This window comes from Ruania zhangjianzhongii, assembly GCF_008000995.1.
Classification (GTDB): Bacteria; Actinomycetota; Actinomycetes; order Actinomycetales; family Beutenbergiaceae; genus Ruania; species Ruania zhangjianzhongii.
Genome location: NZ_CP042828.1, coordinates 4,762,681 through 4,779,564, shown reverse-complemented (window position 1 = coordinate 4,779,564; position 16,884 = coordinate 4,762,681). Strand labels below are relative to the sequence as shown.

Sequence of the window (16,884 nt, the reverse complement as noted above, 5' to 3'; positions counted from 1 at the left end):
CCTGCGCCGAGCCGCGATGGCAGCTGGGCTGGGGCTCCCTCAGCCGGCGGTGGCGAGGTAGATCGTGTTGCTCGACTCGCCGCCGGTGAGGGGGTTGGCGAAGGAGACCACCTCGGCCGCGGTGGAGGCGAACACTGCCGCGAGCACCGCGGTGAACTCCTCGTCGGGCGGGTCGTCCGACCAGAGCGCGAACACGCCGTCGACGGTGAGGTGGGCGCGCATCGCCTGCAGACCGGCCACGGTGTAGAAGTCGGCGTGGCTGGGGTGCAGCACGTGCCGGGGGGTGTGGTCGACGTCGAGCAGGATCGCGTCGTAGCTGGCGCCCGGCTCGCCGGCGACGTGGGCGAAGAAGTCGCGCAGCACCAGGCGGCAGCGCGGGTCGGTGGCCAGCCCGGCGACCTCCGGCAGCAGGCCGCGGCGGTGCCAGTCGAGCACCGGTTCGGCGGCATCCATCACGGTCAGGTCGGCTACGCGCGGGTCGGCCAGCGCTGTGTGCGCGGTGTAACCGAGCCCGAGCCCGCCCACCAGGACGCGCAGGTCGTCCCGGTCCAGGCGGTCCAGGGCGAGGGACGCCAGTGCCCGCTCCGCGGTGGTGAACAGGCTGGACATCAGGAACTCCTCGCCCAGGCGCACCTCGTAGAGATCCACCTGGGCGGTGAGGTCGTAGCGGCGCCGCAGGCTGATCTCACCGAGCGTGGTCTGCTGGAAGTCGAGCTCTTCGAATCGCGCGGGCATGGGCCAAGTCCTATCACGAGCGGGTCAGCCCCCTCGGCAGCGTCCCCGCTTGAGGATGAACTGGCCGACTAGGCTGCCAAGCTGACCGACCACACCCTGGCCGGCAGTTGGTCATCGGAGCCGCTACCGAGCACCGCACGGTTCACCGGTCAGATGAGGCAGGATGGACCGAGATGGACATGACCTTCCGCCGCGCCAAGTCGGCTGAGACTGCTGCCGCGCAGCAGGTATATCGCACGATCATCGACCATCTGGCGCAGACGGTGGACTTCCCGCATTGGCACACGGAGAACCACCCGACACCGGCGGAGGTGGCGCAGTGGGTCGGCGCTGGCGAACTGTACCTGGCGACAGTGTCCCCCGGTAGTGCACCGGATGCGCCGGAGGGTATTGCCGGTGTGGTGGTCCTGAACCACGACGCGCCCGATGCTTACCTGCAGGCGGCGTGGACGGTGCCTGCTGCGGGCCAGGAGGTGCTGGTGGTGCATGCGCTCGGGGTGGTCCCCGACTATCTGGGCCGCGGTGTGGCCCGGCGGATCGTCGACAAGGTCATCGAGACCGCCAGGGCACGGGGCTGCCGTGCGGTGCGGCTGGACACGTATGTGGAGAACATCCCGGCACGGGAGCTCTACCGGCGCTATGGGTTCACCGACCTGGGTGCGCACACGCTGCGCTACGAGGGAACCGACCTGGACTGCTTCCACCTGTTCGAGTACGTGGTGTGAGGGTGGCCGACCTGCCCCGGGGCCCGGTGAGCAATAGGTGAGGTGCCGGTAGCGGTGCGCGCCTTCTCGGGCACGCAGGCCGGTAGACGCGGCGCGGCTCCGTGTGGTCAGCCCTGGCTGAGCTCGCTGAGGGTGAGGTCGGTGCCCGTGACGGTCAGCCGGATACCGCCGTCGGTCACGTCGATCGCGGCGGGGGAGATGCCCTCCGGGAGAGCGTCAGTGGGTACGGCGAGACTGCCGATCACCTCGTCCACCGCACCGGGCAGGTGCGCCAGGTCGAGCTGCACTCCGCCCAGGGTCAGCTCCCGGGGCTGGAGGTAGATCGACCCGTCCCGGACCACCGGGTCGGCCGTCGCCCGCAAGGTGGCGCCGAGCACGCTGAGCTCGGCCACGAGCCGGCCATCGGTCACGTCCAGCTCGAGGCCATCGGGCACCAGATCGGACTGGCCGAGCAGGCTGCGCAGCGTCTGCACCGGGAGCGTTCCGGTGACGCTGAGCCGATCGGCGGTCCGCGGCTCGTCCACACTCACGCCGTGAGCGGTGCCGGTGACGTCTGCGATCACCAGGTCCTGGAGCTGGACCTGGTCGGCCCGTACGTCCACCTGGTCGAGAGAGCCGCCGATCACTTGGGGAAGGAACAGCGGGCCGGCGATGTCGGTCTGCACCCCCTGGCCGCCAGCGGCCTCGGTGAGCTCGTCGGTGATCGCCTGCTCGGTCCGTTGCGCGGTGACCCGGTCCGCGGCATAGCCGGCGGCGAGCACCAGCACCAGGACCAGGACGGTGCCGATCGTGACCTTCGCGCCGCGGGACATGGGCTCACGGTAACCGGCCGGGCTGGGTGATGCCTGAGTGGACCATCGGAGCTGGAGTGGCGAGCGAAATTCCTTGGACGATGGCCGACGGCGGCCCTTACCGTGCCAGGTATGAGTCTGTTCATGATGATGGTGCGTCGTGTCCGGGTCCGGGCAGCGGCGCTGGGGATGGCACCAGCTCCGGTCGGGCTGGGCTGAACGAGTAGTTGCTGCGGCGCAGGTCCGAGGCCACGATTTGGTCCTCGACCTGGGCGCAGGTAGCGGCGCGCTGACCCGGCCGCTGGCCGGAGCTGCCGGCCGCGTACTGGCGGTCGAGTTGCATCCGGGCCGGAGCCGGGCACTGCGGGCGGCGATGGCCGACGAGCATGCCGTGTCGGTGCGCGATGGCGACGTGCTCACCATGCCGTTGCCGGGGCGCCGGTTCCGAGTGGTGGCCAATCCGCCGTACGCGATCGGTGCACAGCTGGTCCGCCGGCTGACCTCGCGCAGCTCGGCGATGGTTCGTGCGGACCTGGTGCTGCCCCGGTGGATGGTCCACCGCTACTTGAACAGCCCGCCGCGCGGCTTCACTGCCGCTGCCGGGTTGCACGTACCCGCCTCGGCGTTTCGGCCGGCACCGCGCTCGGACTCGGCAGTGCTGGTGCTGCGCCGCACCCGGCCCATGCGTCGGCGCCGTTAGCCTGAAGCACGGGTGCGGAGCCGAACAGCGAGAGGGAGTCGATGGCGCGACTGGTCCTGATCAACGGTGCACCAGCGAGCGGGAAATCGACGCTCGCCCACTTGCTGGCGCAGGAGCGTGCGCTCACGCTGGTGCTGGACCTGGACGCGATCCGCGGCAGCCTTGGCCGGTGGGCCGAGGATCCGGTCACTGCGGGCCACGCTGCGCGGGCGCTCGGGCTCGCGATGGCCGAGGCGCACCTGCGTTCCGGGTGGGACGTGATCGTGCCGCAGTTCCTGCAGCGGGCGGAGCTGGTGCTGGCGCTGGCGGAGGTGAGCATGCGAACCGGGGCGGAGTTCGTGGAGGTGGCGCTGGTCAGCGACCCGGACGAGGCCACGCGCCGGTTCGCCGCCCGGGCCGGATCCACGGATGCGAACCACCGGGACGCCGAACTGCTCCAGGATGTGCCGGGCGCCGAGCCGATCGAGGTGATGTACGCCGCCATGATCGAGCTGCTGCGCTCCCGGCCGGCTACCCGGTACGTGCGCACCCGCGCCGGTGACGTGGACGGTACCTACGCCGACCTGCTCCGCGCAGTGGCCGCAGCGCGCGAGACGGCGGAGTAGGAGGTACCTGTTCAGACCTCACCGGGCCAGCCGGCACGATCTGAGCGGGCTGTCCGGCGAGCGGCTCAGGCCGGCCGGACCTTCTCCGGGTCTATCTCGAGCCACACCGACCGCGCCTGGGCCAGCAGTCGGGTACCCGCATACAGTGCCGTCCCGGCGGTGTGCTTACGGCCCTCGCCACCGGTGCGCCAGGCCATCACCACACATTCCTCGCCGACACCGGGCTGCTCGTCGACCTGGGCGGTCATCGTGCCGAGCACCATCGGACGCCCGCCCACGCCGAGCGCCCAGCCGCCCGGGCAGTCCAGGGCGGACCAGACGATCTCGCTGGTCACTTCCCGGGGCACCCACGCGGCGGCGAACACGCCCTCGGCCACGGGTCCGGGGCGCAGGCAGAGGGCGTCTTCCGGGTCACGGTCGATGCCGCAGGAGAAGCACGTGGGGAATGGGTGGTCGGTCAGTCCTGGGTAGTGCTCGCCGGCGGCGTGTGCTTCGGCGTAGGAGACCGGCTCCGGGCCGGTGCCGTCGCTGATCGGCTCGGCCGGGCTCGCCTGGGCGATACGCACGGCGGCGTCCAGCACCACGGTGGATTCGCCGTCGCGCTCGAGCTGCATCACCCGTCCCAACGGCGGGGGACTGGACAGCCGCACGGAGGCTGCGCCGTCGATATCGGTATAGGCGACCAGCCGGCCGCTCACCCAGCCGCCGTTTCCGGACTCTCCAGGCCCGCAGAAGCGAGCCGGCACCACGAATTCCATGCGGTCAACCTACGGCAGGACGAGGGGTACAGACGAACTGACGGTGTATGCACCCTGATTGACGACGCGGGTGGGCCGGGGGCAACGTGGGCGAGATGGTGATGCTGGGAATCCTGGTCGTGCTGGTCGCGACGACGATGGGCATGTGGGCGCTGGTGCTCCTCGTCCGTGCGAACCCGTCGACGCGCATCCCGGTGATCACCAGCCGAGTCGCGGTCGATCCACCGCGGGCCCGGGGCCTGCGCGCGGGGATGGCTGGACTGACGGTGATGGCCGGCACGCTGGCTGCCGCCGAGATCGGGATGGTGGCGCTGTGGCTGCTCGCGCCACCGTGGCTGCTGCCCATGCTCGCGGCGATCTGCTACAACCTGTGGCTCGGTCGCGCAGGGGACCGCCACGCGGTATGAAGGTGCACGAACCGGCTGGGTCTGCGGCTCTCGACCGGTTCAGGCGACGGGGCGGAACTGACTCCCCAGCTCGACGAACACCGCCTCGTTGTACCGGAACGCGGCGCGCGCCTCGGCCACCATCCGCTCCCGGCCGGTCTCGTCCAGCGGCAGCTCGTCCAACGCGGTGCGGTAGGCGGCCTTGTACGGCGGGATCTTCTCGATCTGGGCGAACGTGTAGAACGTCAGCCCCTCGTCCGCCATCCCGTAGTGGCGCTGCATCATCCGCTTGATCGCCTGCCCGCCGGAGAGGTCGCCGAGGTATCGGGTGTACGCATGCGAGGCGTAGCCGGCCACGTCGTCCAAACTGTTCAACCGATCGGTGTACCGCTCGGTCGCGGCCAGCACCGGCGGCACCGGGCCCTCGCCGGTAAGCATGCGTAAGTCCTCGGCGAGTGCGGCACAGCGCTCCAGTTCGGGGCGCACCAGGGCGCCGGCCCCCGGCTGCTCGGTCACCCGGCGGCCGAGGTCCTCCAGGGCCGTGTAGATCGCCTGGTGCTGCACGGCCAGAGCGGTGAACGCAGCGATCGAGAGCCGACCGGACATCAGGTCGGTGACGAACGGGGTGGTCTCCGCGCGAGAGTGCGCGTCCTGGGTCGCTTCCCGCAGCAGCGTGCTGACCGGGGCGGTGGGCAGGGCAGTGACTGACAAGGGAGCCTCACGAAAGGTTTGGTGACACGTTGTCGTGACACAGTGTCATCACCATAGGTGAGGGTCGCCTTACCTGGCAAGAGCCTACGGGAAATTTAGCAACGCAGGCGTGGCTGAATTCGTGGAGCGTCGGATGGAGACCGCGCGCTGCGGGTGCGCGGCGGTCCGCTGTAGGTGCGCACCGGTCCAGCCGCTGAGTGCGCGGCAGTCCGGCTGGGCGCGCGGGGGTCCGGCTGGGCGCGTGGCGGTCCGCTCGGACCGGCGAGGGGGCGCCGGGTGTGGCCGGCCGTGCGCGGGTCAGGCGATGGTCAGCGTGCGAGCGGCCTCGAGTGCCTGCAGGTCCTGGCGGGGGTCGATCTCGGCGCTCGGTATGGCCGGCGCGGGGCGCAGGCCCACAGCGCGCAGCACAAACGCCTCGGTGGCCTCGATCGCCCGCTCGCGTTCCGGGCCGGCCTCGGGATGGATTCGCCCGGAGAGGCAGGCGTTGATCAGCGGCACGACGGCGTCGATGTCCTGATCGGGGAGGCGTCCGGTCTCGATACCGCGGCGCAGGATCGAGGCCAGCAGTTCGGTCACCTGGTGCACGTGCTCCCGCAGGCGCATCTGCGTGCCGGAGGAGACGACGCTGCGCAGGTCCGGTCCAGGGGCGAGGTGGTAGACGGCCTTGAGGTTGATCTGCTCGCGGACATAGACCCGCAGCTGCTCCTCCGGATCCCGCACGTGCGCCAGGGACTCCGACAGCGCCTGCACGTACAGCGCCGTCTCGTGCTCGATGAAGCCCAGGAGCACTGCTTCCTTGTCCGGAAAGTGGTTGTAGACCGAGGTGCGGCCGACGCCGGCACGGGCGGCGATGTCGGCCATGCTCACCGTGTCGAAGCTGGTCTCGGAGAGTAGTTCGGACAAGGCGGTGAACAGTTGTGTCCGCACGCGCTCGCGGTGCTCGGCGAGAGTGGACCCGATGATCTTAGGCACGCCGACAGTATCGCACTATCTGACGGAAGAGTCGAATGAGTCGCGAAGACTGCCGCAAATGCGCGACGAATGCTCCTGACGCGGCCGCGAAGGCGGCCGAGGTGAGTCGCGAAGGTCGTCGAGGTGAGCCGCGAAGGTCGTCGAGGTGAGGCGCGAAGGCCACTGGTGCGGCCGACGAAGTGCCCTGGGTCTCAGAAATTTTGAAGTGTGGAAGAGAAATTTCACCCAGAAGGGGATTGTCTGGGTTATTCTGGGAAGTGCGTACAGGCGTACGCACTCGGATGGGTGGTGACTCTCACTCCGCAACGAACGGTGTTCGGACGCGTAACGAGGCGCGGGCCTGGGCCGACCTCCCGGTCGGAAACGCTGAAGAGTGCAGGACCAGGAGTGAGGAGTCACAACGATGCAGTCACCCACCACACAGACCACTGAGCAGAACGCTGCGACCCAGGTACCGACCGTGTCGGTGAATGGCACCGCGCGCAGCCTCGCCAATGCGGCGCCATACCTCTCGTTGCTGGACTGGTTGCGTGAGATCGGTCTGACCGGGGCGAAAGAAGGGTGCGCCGAGGGCGAGTGCGGCGCCTGTTCCGTGCTGGTCGCCCGGCCCGGGATCGAGTCCGCCACCGAGTGGACGCCACTGAACGCCTGCCTGGTCCCGGCTTGGGCGGTGGCCGGTGGCGAGGTGGTCACGTCTGAGGGGCTGGGCGATGCCGAGAACCTGCACCCGGTGCAGCGCGAGATGGCAGTGCGGGGCGGCTCTCAGTGTGGCTACTGCACGCCGGGCTTCGTCTGCTCGATGGCCGCCGAGTACTACCGGCCGGGCCGTACGAACGGCACCGCCAGCGCGGCCGCCGACTCCGCACCTGCCGCCGACTCCGCACCTGCCGCCGACACCGCCGCGGCAGCGCCCGGCTGCGCCGGCAGTCACGAGTGCGGCCCGAACGGCTTCGACCTGCACGCTCTCAGTGGCAACCTGTGCCGCTGCACCGGCTATCGCCCGATTGCCGATGCCGCCTACGCGCTCGGTGCGCCGGCGCAGGCCGATGCATTCCGCCAGCGGATGGACGCGCCACCACCAGTCGGCACCCCGGCCACGGTGACGGCGGGCGACCAGTACCTGGTTCGCCCCGCCGACCTCGCCGAGGCGCTTGACGTGCTCGCCAGCCACCCGGATGCCCAGCTCGTGGCCGGCTCCACCGACTGGGGCGTCGAGGTGAACATCCGCAGCCGTCGCGCGGCCACCACGATCCTGATCGACCGGTTGCCCGAGCTGCGCGACTACGACCTGGGCGCCGACGAGATTCGGCTCGGCGCCGCCCTCACCCTCACCGAGATCGAGCGCCGGCTCGCCGGTGCGGTGCCGCTGCTGGATGAGATGTTCGGCCAGTTCGCCTCCCGGCTGATCCGCAACGGCGCCACTCTGGGCGGCAACCTCGGCACCGGTTCCCCGATCGGCGACGCCCCGCCCGCGCTGCTCGCCCTGGACGCTGAGCTCGAACTCGTCTCGGCTACCGGCCGGCGGCGGGTGCCACTGGCCGAGTACTTCACCGGCTATCGGCAGACGGTCCGCGCCGCGGATGAGCTGATCAGCGCGGTGATCATCCCGCGCCCACTGGCCCCGGTCACTGCCTTCCACAAGATCGCCAAGCGCCGGTTCGATGACATCTCCAGCGTGGCGCTCGCGTTCGCCCTGGAGATTGTCGACGGCGTTGTCCGGCGGGCCAGGATCGGTGCCGGGGGCGTAGCCGCCACCCCGATCCGCGCACTCGCCACTGAGAATGCCCTCGTCGGTGCGCCGTGGCAGCGGGAGAGCGCGCAGCAGGCCGCCGAGATCCTCGGCAGGGAGGGCACCCCGATGAGCGACCACCGTGCCAGCGACCGGTACCGCACCGCGATGCTCACCCAGTCGCTGCTGAAGCTTTACGCGCAGACCCAACAGGAGGTGGGATCATGAGCTCCCTCGCCGAACGGCCGGACCGGCCTGTGGTCGGGACGGCACAGCCTCACGAGAGCGCCGTGTCGCACGTGACCGGCACAGCGCTGTACACCGACGATCTCGTCGGCCGCACCAAGGACGTCCTGCACGCCTACCCGGTGCAGGCGCCGCATGCCCACGCACGCATCGACTCGATCGGCATCGACGCTGCCGAGCTGGTGCCCGGCGTGGTCAAGGTGCTCACCGCGGCCGATGTCCCCGGTCTCAACGATTCCAACGTCCACAACGATGAGCCGATGTTTCCGGCCGAGGTGAGCTACTACGGCCAGGCGGTGTGCTGGGTCCTCGGCGAGTCGCTCGAAGCGGCTCGGCTCGGCGCGGAGGCCGTGCAGGTCAGCTATACCGAGCTGCCCAGCATCATCAGCCTCGCGGACGCGGCCGAGGCGGAGCAGTTCCAGGGCCCGGTTCGGCACATGGAACGCGGCGACGTCGACGACGCATTCGCCAGTGCTCCGCACGTGTTCGAGGGCAAGTTCGAGTTCGCCGGGCAGGAGCACTTCTACCTGGAGACCCAGGCCGCACTGGCGTACCTGGACGAGTCCGGTCAGGTCTTCATCCAGAGCAGCACCCAGCACCCCACCGGGGCGCAGGAGATCGCGGCGCAGGTGCTCGATCGCGACGCCAGCACCATCACGGTGCAGAGCTTGCGGATGGGTGGAGGGTTCGGCGGGAAGGAGACCCAGTCGAATGCCTATGCAGGGCTGGCGGCCCTCGGTGCGGTCGTCACCGGTCGCCCGGTCCGGGTGCGGTTGAACCGGACTCAGGACATCACCATGACCGGGAAGCGCCATGGCTTCCAGATCGCGTGGAAGATCGCCTTCGACGATGACGGGATGATCCAGGCCTACTGGACCGACATGGTGGCCAATGGTGGTTGGAACATCGACCTGTCCATCCCGGTGATCGACCGCGCCGTCATCCACGCCGACAACGCCTATTTCCTGCCGAACGCGGATCTGACGGCGAGGATCGCGCGGAACAACATCACCTCGCAGACCGCGTTCCGTGGGTTCGGTGGCCCGCAGGGCATGCTCGGCATCGAGGACGCTCTCGGTCGCTGTGCCCCGCTGCTCGGCATCCCGGCCCACGAGCTACGCCGGCGCAACCTCTACCAGCGCGGGCAGACCACGCCGTACGAGCAGGTGGTGGACCAGGCGCCTCGGCTGCAGGCGGTCTGGGAGCAGGTGCTGCGCAGCGGCGAGTTCGCCCGCCGTGAGCAGGAGGTCGCCGCATTCAACGCCGAGCACACCGACACCAAGCGCGGCCTGGCGATCACCCCGGTGAAGTTCGGTATCGCCTTCGGTCAGGGAGTGATGAACCAGGCCGGCGCCTTGGTGCTCGTCTACAAGGACGGCTCTGTGCTGGTCAACCACGGCGGCACCGAGATGGGGCAGGGTCTACACACCAAGATGCTGCAGGTCGCTGCGACCACGCTCGGCGTCCGGATGGACACCGTGCGCCTGGCGCCCACCCGCACGGACAAGGTGCCGAACACCTCGGCCACCGCTGCGAGCACCGGCGCCGACCTGAACGGCGCCGCGGTGAAGAATGCCTGCGAGCAGATCCGGGACCGGCTCGCTGTCGTCGCCGGACAGCTGCTCGGTGTGCACCCGAACAACATCTGCTTCAGCGACTCCGAGGTCTACCCGCGTGGTGGCCCCGGTACCGGAGTGTCTTGGCAGGAGGTCGTCGCCACCGCCTTCACCCAGCAGGTGCAGCTGCACGCAGCCGGGTACTACCGGACCTCGGGTCTGCACTGGGACCGGGAGAAGATGAAGGGGCACCCGTACAAGTACTTCGTGCACGCGGCGGCCCTGGTCGAGGTCGAGGTGGACGGGTTCACCGGGGCGTACCGCACCCGTCAGGTGGACATCGTCTACGACGCCGGCGACTCGCTCTCCCCGCTGGTGGACCTCGGCCAGATCGAGGGCGGCTACGTACAGGGAGCCGGCTGGCTCACCCTGGAGGATCTGCGCTGGGATACCTCGGACGGGAAGTCCCGGGGCCGGCTGTCCACCCAGGCAGCCAGCACCTACAAGCTGCCGAGCTTCTCCGAGATGCCAGAGGTGTTCAACGTCGAGGCGTTGACCGATGCTGCCGAGCCGGGTGCGGTGTACGGCTCCAAGGCGGTGGGCGAACCGCCGCTGCCGCTGGCGATCGCCGCGCGGGAGGCGCTGCGTCAGGCCGCTGCCGCGTTCGGACCGGAGCGACTCAGCCTCGAGCTCGGCTCTCCAGCCACCCCGGAACAGGTCTTCTGGGCTGTGCAGCGGGCCCGCGACGCGGGCGCGGCCGTGGCCAGTGGTGAGCAGATCGCGGCCAACGGCAACGTGACCACACCCCACGGTGAGGTGCTCGCAGTACTGCCGGCCGCCGTCGTCGGTACTGGACCTCAGGACGGGCACCCCCTGCCTGACCGGGGCACTGCGCCGGTGGCTGAGCGGCTCACCGCCCGGGCCGTGGCCGCCGACGAGCGAAAAGAACCCAGCCGGGCCTAGGTCGGTATGCAATGGATGACGGCGCTCGCGCACCTTCGCCGCAGCCGCCTGCCCGGCGTGCTGGTCACCGTGGCGCAGGTGCGTGGGCACTCGCCCCGGCCGGCCGGGGCGAAGATGGTGGTCGGTGCGGAGCAGGTGTGGGACACGATCGGCGGCGGCAACCTGGAAGCGGTAGTCATCGACACTGCTCGGGAGATGCTGCGTACCGGCACGAGCGCGCCCGAGCTGCTGCAGGTCTCGCTCTCGGACAAGGCACCGTTGCAGTTCGGCGTGCAGTGCTGTGGAGGTGAGGTGACTGTGCTGTTGGACCCGGTCCCGGTCTCCGGGGCAGTAGCGATCTTCGGGATGGGGCACGTGGGCCTGGAGCTGGCCCGGATCCTCGCCCGCCACGAGGTGGACCTGACCCTGGTGGACTCCCGTGCCGAACAGCTTGCCGATGACCGCCTGGCGGTGCTCGGTGATGCGGTGGCCCAGGTGCAGGTGCGGCACGAGCCGCTCACCCCCGAAAGCGCGATCGCCGATCTGCCGCCCGGTGCCCATGTACTGGTGATGACCCACGACCACGCCGAGGACCTGGCCATCTGCGACGCTGCGCTGCGCGCCAGCCACCTCGGCAGTATCGGACTGATCGGCTCCAGCGCGAAGTGGGCGCGGTTCACCCGCACGCTGACCGCCGAGTACGAGCACGAGCGCGACGAGCTGGACCGGATCACCACGCCGATCGGGAGGGCAGACATCGCCGGGAAGGAACCGGCGGTGATCGCCCTCAGTGTGGCGGCGGACCTGGTGGTCCGGCTGCACCACGAAGCGGCTCCGCAGCCAGAGTGACCGGTGCGCGCAGCACGAGCGGCTAGCGGGCTGCGCCGACCAGGGCGCTGACGGCATCCACGATCGGCAGATCGGGCTCCAGCCACGGCACCTGATACAGGTCGCTCACCGGTAGCCAGCGCAGCTCGTCGTGGTCGGCCAGCGGCTCCGGCTCCCCGGCGACGATCTGCACGAACCAGATCCGCATCGCGTGCCCGTGCAGGATCGGCCATTCCGCACCCTGGGCGGGCAGGACCGGCTCACCGATCGTCACCCGCACGCCGAGCTCCTCAGCGAGCTCGCGGTGCAGCGCGTCGCAGGGGTCTTCTCCCGGTTCCACTTTGCCGCCGGCGAACTCCCACTGGCCGGCAAGCGACTTCGGGGCACTGCGGCGGCCTGCGAGCAGCCGGTTCGGCCGGTGCAGATCGTCCACGATCGCCCCGGCCACTACGAGTCGTCGAGGAGAAGGCACGCATCGATGATACCGGTGGCCATCCACAATTTTTGTCCACAGCCCTGTGCATACGGAGCGTTTTCGCAGGTGAGCCTGTGGAGGAGCCTGTGGGTATCGAGCCGGGCAAAATTGGTTCTCCGAACCCCTTGCCAACTGTGAGCCGGGTCACTAGAAATGGATACATCGAGTTCACCGACTCGGTCGTAACCACAGGGTCAGCGCCCTTGGATGCGGGTTCGAGATCGCAGGCACGATGCCCTGGGGGCGACTCCATGGTAGTGGTCGGCGAAGACGGATCGGCACTCCAGGATTGGCTGGACCTGCAGGTGCGATCGGACCGCGAGGCGGGCAACCGCAACGCGGGCGGCTTGGGAAGTTCGGTGGTGTACCGAAGTGCAGGACCGGAGGCTCCGGAGGAATCTGGGGCGGATGGCTCTGAACTACCGGTACACACCAACACCGGCTCCCTCCGCACGGACTAGGGACGCCTGGTTCGTGCACCCGCAGGGACTGGGGAGGAATCCCTGGTCTGTGCACCGTGCGCCATCTGGGACGCTGGGCGGCTGCACAACCGGTGGGTGAATCGAGTTCGACCGGATTCCACCGGTGACCGCGCACTGAACACGAACGGGTGCTGTGTGCGGGGGCCAGGAATGGGTCCTCACCGTGATGGCCCGGCCGAACCGTTCTCGAGGAACGCACCCCGCTCGTCGGGAGTTGCGGGCGGACATCCACCGCTCACCGTCCTCGGAACAAAGCAAGGCCCCTCGGATCCCTAGTCCGAGGGGCCTTTGCTTTGTGCCGGTGGTCCGGCGCAGAGCGCCCAGCGTCAGCCGGTGCTGAAAGTCATGATGACCGACGGCGGAGCTCGCCCGGCGTAACGACGCGCACCGGGTCAGAAGTTTCCGCAGAAGTTCACTGCGCCACCGCCACCGCCACCGCCACCGCCACCGCCTGCGCCACCACTGCCACCGCCACCGCCACGGCTCGGGCGGCGACCCGTCGGAATCCAGCGGCGACCCGTACGGCTCGGGCGGCGACCCGCCGGAATCCAGTTGAAGCCTCGGAATCCACTTGCAGCTGGATTCCGAGGCGCAAGGTGGATTCCGACGGAGGTGCGGTGGGTGAGTGGAGTCAGTCGCCCGCGTTGACGTAGCCGACCAGCCAGGTCAGCTCGGCCCGGTACATCCGCACGTCCTCACCCCAGGTGGTCGGGTCGGAGCCGTAATGAGCAGTCCAGTGCGCGATCATCTCGGCGTATCCGGCATCGGCAGGTAGCAGTTGGTGGGCGTAGCCGTGGGCGAAGATGCCGCACCGTTCGCCGTCCACGTGCGCCAGGCTGACCGCCGGTCGGGTCGCCAGGTGCCGTGCCTTGACGGAGCCGCCATCGGTACCGAAGGTCCAGGCGCCGTGCAAGAAGTGCCCGTCGACCGCGCTGATCCGCGGTTCGCCGGCGGCGGTGACCGTGGCCAGGCTGAGCACCTTCATCCCGGTCGTGGCAGCGAGAACGCCAGCCGCATCCAGACGCCGGTTGCCGCTCACGATGTCCTGCAGGTGCCCGCTGGCACCGGCGTGGGACCGGTCCATGAGTTCCTGCACGGCGGTGATCTCCTCAGGTGTCTCCAGCATGGAATTGACGCTACTGGCCGGCATCGGTGGCGCGCCTGACCGTTCTTGCTACCTTGTTTGCTTGCTTTGGCTGGCTGGCTGGCTGGCTGGCTGGCCTGGCCACAGGTGCTTCTTCGGCTGAGGTCGGCAGGTCTGCACTGTGCCGGTGTGCACCGAACGATGGCGTAGCCACCCGGCCACTGCCATGGGAGGAAGAGCGGGTTGCACTCCTGTGGGAGGAAGAGCGGGCTGCGCTCCTGTGGGAGGAAGAGCGGGCTGCATTAGGCTGTGCAGGTGATCGAACTGAAGACTCCGACGGAGATCGAGGAGATGCGTCCGGCCGGCGCTTTTGTCGCCAGCGTGCTCACGGCGCTCGAAGAGGCAGCCGACGTAGGGGTCAGCCTGCTCGACCTCGATGCGCTCGCCCACCGGATGATCCGGGAGGCGGGTGCCACGTCGTGCTACATCGACTATCACCCCTCCTTCGGGGCGAGCCCGTTCGGCAAGGTCCTCTGCACCTCGGTGAACGATGCGGTGCTGCACGGCCTGCCGCATGACTACCGGCTCAAAGATGGTGACCTGCTCTCCGTGGACTTCGCCGTCAAGATCGACGGATGGGTTGCAGACGCCGCGCGGAGCCTGATCGTCGGGACTGCCCGCGAGGCGGACCAGCTGCTGATCCGGGCAACCCAAGAGGCGCTGGCGGCCGCGATCGACGTGGCGAAGGTCGGCAACCGCCTCGGCGACATCTCCGCCACTATCGGGGAGGTAGCCGAGGCCTATGGCTACCTGGTGAACACCGACTTCGGCGGCCATGGCGTGGGCCGGGAGATGCACGGTGAACCGCATGTGCCGAACAAGGGCCGCGGAGGCCGCGGGATGCCGCTCCGGCCTGGTCTGGTGATCGCTATCGAGCCCTGGTTCATGGCCGGGACGGACAAGATCTTCACCGACCCGGACGGGTGGACCCTGCGCAGCACTGATGGATCCCGCGGCGCGCACAGCGAACACACGGTGGCGATCACCGCCGACGGCCCCGTGGTGCTCACCGCGGCCGCCTGATCCGGCCGGCGCGGACCTGTGCACGCTCTGCCGGAGGCGCTCAACCGGGCGGTGGACGCTGAGCTGGCCGGGTATGACCGGGCGGCGCTGAACCGTGCCGCTCGGGCACTCAGCGAGCGCTACCTGGCCGATCGCCCGGCGCAGTCGCCGATCGTGTCCGACCGGCTGCGCGCGGCCGCCTACCTGCTCACCCGGATGCCGGCCACGTATGCCGCCGCTCGGTCCGCGGTGGATGAGCTGGCGGTGACCATGCCGGACTGGCGACCACAACGGATGGTGGACCTGGGGGCCGGGACCGGAGCCGCCAGCTGGGCCACCGTAGCCGCTCTGGACACGATCGAGTCGGTGCACCTGGTCGACTATGCCGACAGCGCTCTGGACCTGGCCACCCGGCTGCTCACCGACGCACCGGTGGAGGTGAGCGCTGAGCGCCGTCGGCTGGGCCGCCCGGCCGAGGCTGGGTTCGGCGCGAACGCACCGGAGGCGGATCTGGCAGTCGCCGCCTACGTGCTGAGCGAGCTCAGCGCCGGCGAGCAGTCCGCCGTCGTGACCGAGCTGACCCGCAGTGCCCCGGTGATCCTGCTCCTGGAGCCCGGCACGCCCGCGGGCTACGCCCGCATCCTGCGGGTCCGCGACCAGCTGATCGGTAGCGGCTGGCGGATCGCGGCACCGTGCCCGCATCAGCAGGCGTGCCCGCTCACCGGCGACGACTGGTGCCATATGAGCGTGCGTCTGCCACGCACGATTGCGCACCGGCAAGCCAAGGGTGGCAGCCGGGACTTCGAGGACGAGAAGTTCTCCTACCTTGCAGCCACCACACTGCCTACGGCCCCGGTCGGCGACCGCGTGCTCCGCCACCCGCAGGTGCGTCCTGGGCACGTGCGCCTGGAGCTGTGCACCACGGCCGGAGCACAGGAGCAGGTGACGGTCTCGAAGAAGCAGGGTGCCCACTACCGGCAGGCCCGCCGGGTCGAGTGGGGCCAGACCTGGTGACGGCGCTCCGTCTCAGGTCAGGCCAGGTCAGGTCAGGCCAGGTCAGGTCAGGTCAGGTCGGGACCTTCCGGGGCAGCAGCCCAGTCGATGGCATCGACGATTGGCTGCGTAGCGGTACCTCGGGACAGGGGGCTCCGGTGGCGGCAGGACGTGAAGACAGGGTACGGGTCAGCGACTCTGCTGTGATCGCCGCCGTGGGCCGGTGTTCCTCTGGCGCCCGCGCCGGAACCGGCGGATACTGGGGCGAGATCCCTGCGGAGGTGTCGAGACGATGACTGCCACAGCACCGATGATGATGCCGATGCTCGCCCGCGGACGGCACCGGAGCCCACGTCGCGGCGCGTGCTTCATGGAGCTGGCCTCGTACCTTGCCGGGGAGCCGTGGACGGACAGTCCGGCGTGCACGGACGAGTCGCTGGCGCACCTCGCCCGCCTGGTGAACGACCTCAGCACCGATGACGCGCGCCCGGCGCTGTCCGCGATGATTCCCTCGGTGATCGGCCTGCAGGACCTCGGCCGCGGTTTCGCCGATGAGATGGCTCTGATCGCCTCGGTGCATGCCCTGCCGATCGCCGCCCAGGACCGTCAGCGCGGGATCGCAGTCGGAATGCTCCGCATCCTCGGCGACGTCGGCGGCTACACCAGTCACGCCCACGAGTTCTGGACGGCCAGCGCCCGGGCGACCTTGGCCCAGTACTACGGCATCGAGCGATGGGCCCGGGAGTTCGCGGACAGGATGGGTGTGGTCGGAAGTGACCGTTCCGCCACCGGTGCGATGATCGAGATCGCCGCCCGTGGCATCGCCGAAGCGTGCGTCCTGGACCCGGACGACAGGTTGCGGGAGCTGTTGCGCGCGGGGATCGCGTGGGCGCACGAGTGCGCCGGGGTGAATCCAGCGGTAGTCCCGGAACTGGTGCCGCAGCACTGGGCCGGCGTGGTCCGGCCGGCCTGAGCACGTGCCTGCTGAGCAGTAGCACGACGGCGTTGCGGAACCAGGCAGCGCGCGTCACCGCTCTCTTCTGGGTGTGCTTCCGGGTCGATTGACTGACGGGCAGCACATACGGCTGACGGAAAGCGCGAGCA

The 16,884-nt window shown here is 69.6% G+C and carries 17 protein-coding genes; 10 read left to right on the top strand and 7 right to left on the bottom strand.

Features of this window, described 5'->3' with window-relative positions:
* Positions 1-39: 39 nt before the first annotated feature.
* A complete protein-coding gene (locus FU260_RS22095) occupies positions 40-735 on the bottom strand; it encodes a spermine/spermidine synthase domain-containing protein (RefSeq protein ID WP_147919012.1) in 696 nt (231 codons plus the stop codon).
* A gap of 173 nt (positions 736-908) precedes the next feature.
* Between FU260_RS22095 and FU260_RS22090 the strand changes: the two genes are divergently transcribed.
* Positions 909-1,460 carry a GNAT family N-acetyltransferase gene (locus tag FU260_RS22090; RefSeq protein ID WP_147919011.1) on the top strand — a complete coding sequence of 184 codons (552 nt, stop codon included), beginning with the start codon at positions 909-911 and terminating at the stop codon, positions 1,458-1,460.
* Between the two features lie 107 nt (positions 1,461-1,567).
* Here the strand turns inward: FU260_RS22090 and FU260_RS22085 are convergent, their stop codons facing one another.
* Positions 1,568-2,272 (bottom strand): LmeA family phospholipid-binding protein, encoded by a 705-nt coding sequence (locus tag FU260_RS22085; RefSeq protein ID WP_147919010.1) that lies wholly within the window; start codon positions 2,270-2,272, stop codon positions 1,568-1,570.
* 139 nt (positions 2,273-2,411) lie between these two features.
* Here FU260_RS22085 and FU260_RS22080 point away from each other — a divergent pair, with 139 nt between their 5' ends.
* Positions 2,412-2,951, top strand: coding sequence for an rRNA adenine N-6-methyltransferase family protein (locus tag FU260_RS22080; protein WP_147919009.1), 540 nt, complete (start codon positions 2,412-2,414; stop codon positions 2,949-2,951).
* Positions 2,952-2,992: 41 nt separating this feature from the next.
* On the top strand, positions 2,993-3,556 hold the full coding sequence (locus FU260_RS22075) for an AAA family ATPase (protein WP_147919008.1): 564 nt from the start codon (positions 2,993-2,995) through the stop codon (positions 3,554-3,556).
* Between the two features lie 65 nt (positions 3,557-3,621).
* Here FU260_RS22075 and FU260_RS22070 read toward each other — a convergent pair whose 3' ends face one another.
* Complete coding sequence (locus FU260_RS22070; protein WP_147919007.1) at positions 3,622-4,314, bottom strand: hypothetical protein; 693 nt, start codon at positions 4,312-4,314, stop codon at positions 3,622-3,624.
* Between the two features lie 95 nt (positions 4,315-4,409).
* Here FU260_RS22070 and FU260_RS22065 point away from each other — a divergent pair, with 95 nt between their 5' ends.
* The gene (locus tag FU260_RS22065; protein WP_147919006.1) at positions 4,410-4,721 is read left to right on the top strand and encodes a hypothetical protein; all 312 of its coding nucleotides are present in this window, start codon (positions 4,410-4,412) and stop codon (positions 4,719-4,721) included.
* Positions 4,722-4,760: 39 nt separating this feature from the next.
* Here FU260_RS22065 and FU260_RS22060 read toward each other — a convergent pair whose 3' ends face one another.
* Together FU260_RS22060 and FU260_RS22055 are read right to left on the bottom strand one after the other, a co-directional pair.
* Entirely contained in the window at positions 4,761-5,411 is a 651-nt protein-coding gene (locus FU260_RS22060; protein WP_147919005.1) for a biliverdin-producing heme oxygenase, read from the bottom strand.
* 297 nt (positions 5,412-5,708) lie between these two features.
* Positions 5,709-6,383, bottom strand: coding sequence for a TetR/AcrR family transcriptional regulator (locus FU260_RS22055; protein ID WP_147919004.1), 675 nt, complete (start codon positions 6,381-6,383; stop codon positions 5,709-5,711).
* A gap of 403 nt (positions 6,384-6,786) precedes the next feature.
* Between FU260_RS22055 and FU260_RS22050 the strand changes: the two genes are divergently transcribed.
* The 3 genes from FU260_RS22050 to xdhC are packed head-to-tail and all read left to right on the top strand — an operon-like array spanning position 6,787 to position 11,705.
* Positions 6,787-8,340 carry a xanthine dehydrogenase small subunit gene (locus tag FU260_RS22050; RefSeq protein ID WP_147919003.1) on the top strand — a complete coding sequence of 518 codons (1,554 nt, stop codon included), beginning with the start codon at positions 6,787-6,789 and terminating at the stop codon, positions 8,338-8,340.
* Positions 8,337-10,877, top strand: coding sequence for a xanthine dehydrogenase molybdopterin binding subunit (xdhB, locus tag FU260_RS22045; protein ID WP_147919002.1), 2,541 nt, complete (start codon positions 8,337-8,339; stop codon positions 10,875-10,877). The genes FU260_RS22050 and xdhB overlap by 4 nt, the downstream gene beginning before the upstream one ends.
* Before the next feature lie 15 nt (positions 10,878-10,892).
* On the top strand, positions 10,893-11,705 hold the full coding sequence (gene xdhC / locus FU260_RS22040) for a xanthine dehydrogenase accessory protein XdhC (RefSeq protein ID WP_328592984.1): 813 nt from the start codon (positions 10,893-10,895) through the stop codon (positions 11,703-11,705).
* 22 nt (positions 11,706-11,727) lie between these two features.
* Here xdhC and FU260_RS22035 read toward each other — a convergent pair whose 3' ends face one another.
* Together FU260_RS22035 and FU260_RS22030 are read right to left on the bottom strand one after the other, a co-directional pair.
* The gene (locus FU260_RS22035) at positions 11,728-12,156 is read right to left on the bottom strand and encodes a (deoxy)nucleoside triphosphate pyrophosphohydrolase (RefSeq protein ID WP_147919000.1); all 429 of its coding nucleotides are present in this window, start codon (positions 12,154-12,156) and stop codon (positions 11,728-11,730) included.
* Between the two features lie 1,116 nt (positions 12,157-13,272).
* Positions 13,273-13,767, bottom strand: coding sequence for a pyridoxamine 5'-phosphate oxidase family protein (locus FU260_RS22030; protein WP_147918999.1), 495 nt, complete (start codon positions 13,765-13,767; stop codon positions 13,273-13,275).
* 273 nt (positions 13,768-14,040) lie between these two features.
* On the opposite strand from FU260_RS22030, the gene map reads away from it, so the two are divergent.
* The 3 genes from map (at position 14,041) to FU260_RS22010 (ending at position 16,753) form a co-directional block, all read left to right on the top strand.
* Positions 14,041-14,808 carry a type I methionyl aminopeptidase gene (map, locus tag FU260_RS22025; protein ID WP_147918998.1) on the top strand — a complete coding sequence of 256 codons (768 nt, stop codon included), beginning with the start codon at positions 14,041-14,043 and terminating at the stop codon, positions 14,806-14,808.
* Between the two features lie 18 nt (positions 14,809-14,826).
* Positions 14,827-15,801, top strand: coding sequence for a small ribosomal subunit Rsm22 family protein (locus FU260_RS22020; protein ID WP_147918997.1), 975 nt, complete (start codon positions 14,827-14,829; stop codon positions 15,799-15,801).
* A gap of 271 nt (positions 15,802-16,072) precedes the next feature.
* A complete protein-coding gene (locus FU260_RS22010) occupies positions 16,073-16,753 on the top strand; it encodes a hypothetical protein (protein ID WP_147918995.1) in 681 nt (226 codons plus the stop codon).
* Positions 16,754-16,884 lie beyond the last annotated feature (131 nt).

Coding starts and splice junctions, on each gene's coding strand:
- FU260_RS22095 (WP_147919012.1), bottom strand. CDS start 735: ATGCCCGCGCGATTCGAAGAGCTCGACTTCCAGCAGACCACGCTCGGT.
- FU260_RS22090 (WP_147919011.1), top strand. CDS start 909: ATGGACATGACCTTCCGCCGCGCCAAGTCGGCTGAGACTGCTGCCGCG.
- FU260_RS22085 (WP_147919010.1), bottom strand. CDS start 2,272: ATGTCCCGCGGCGCGAAGGTCACGATCGGCACCGTCCTGGTCCTGGTG.
- FU260_RS22075 (WP_147919008.1), top strand. CDS start 2,993: ATGGCGCGACTGGTCCTGATCAACGGTGCACCAGCGAGCGGGAAATCG.
- FU260_RS22070 (WP_147919007.1), bottom strand. CDS start 4,314: ATGGAATTCGTGGTGCCGGCTCGCTTCTGCGGGCCTGGAGAGTCCGGA.
- FU260_RS22065 (WP_147919006.1), top strand. CDS start 4,410: ATGGTGATGCTGGGAATCCTGGTCGTGCTGGTCGCGACGACGATGGGC.
- FU260_RS22050 (WP_147919003.1), top strand. CDS start 6,787: ATGCAGTCACCCACCACACAGACCACTGAGCAGAACGCTGCGACCCAG.
- xdhB (WP_147919002.1), top strand. CDS start 8,337: ATGAGCTCCCTCGCCGAACGGCCGGACCGGCCTGTGGTCGGGACGGCA.
- xdhC (WP_328592984.1), top strand. CDS start 10,893: ATGACGGCGCTCGCGCACCTTCGCCGCAGCCGCCTGCCCGGCGTGCTG.
- FU260_RS22030 (WP_147918999.1), bottom strand. CDS start 13,767: ATGCTGGAGACACCTGAGGAGATCACCGCCGTGCAGGAACTCATGGAC.
- FU260_RS22010 (WP_147918995.1), top strand. CDS start 16,073: ATGACTGCCACAGCACCGATGATGATGCCGATGCTCGCCCGCGGACGG.